Annotated in this window: 1 pseudogene; it reads left to right on the forward strand. The window is 32.8% G+C overall.

Annotated elements, in window-relative coordinates:
- Positions 1-369, forward strand: a pseudogene (locus tag ACLR9T_RS14545) (phosphoglucosamine mutase); the annotation flags it as partial.

The following is a 369-nucleotide window of genomic DNA, read 5'->3' on the forward strand; positions in this document are numbered from 1 at the left end:
GATAAAATTGGTAGAACAATTGATTATTCAATGGGTAGAAATCGTTATATTGGATATTTAATGAGCATTCCAACACGTGCATTTAAAGATTTGAAAATTGGATTAGACTGTGCAAATGGTTCATCAAGTGCTATTGCTAAAAGTGTATTCGATGCTTTGGGTGCTGAAACACATGTTATTCATAATCAGCCAGATGGATTAAATATCAATACAAACTGTGGCTCTACACATATTGAAGTCTTACAAAAATATGTTTTAGATAATGGATTAGATGTTGGCTTTGCATATGATGGTGATGCTGATAGATGTATGGCTGTTGATGAATTTGGAAGAGTTGTTGATGGTGATTTGATTCTTTATGAATGTGGT

Source organism: Thomasclavelia sp., from assembly GCF_047249845.1.
Classification (GTDB): Bacteria; Bacillota_I; Bacilli_A; order Erysipelotrichales; family Coprobacillaceae; genus Thomasclavelia.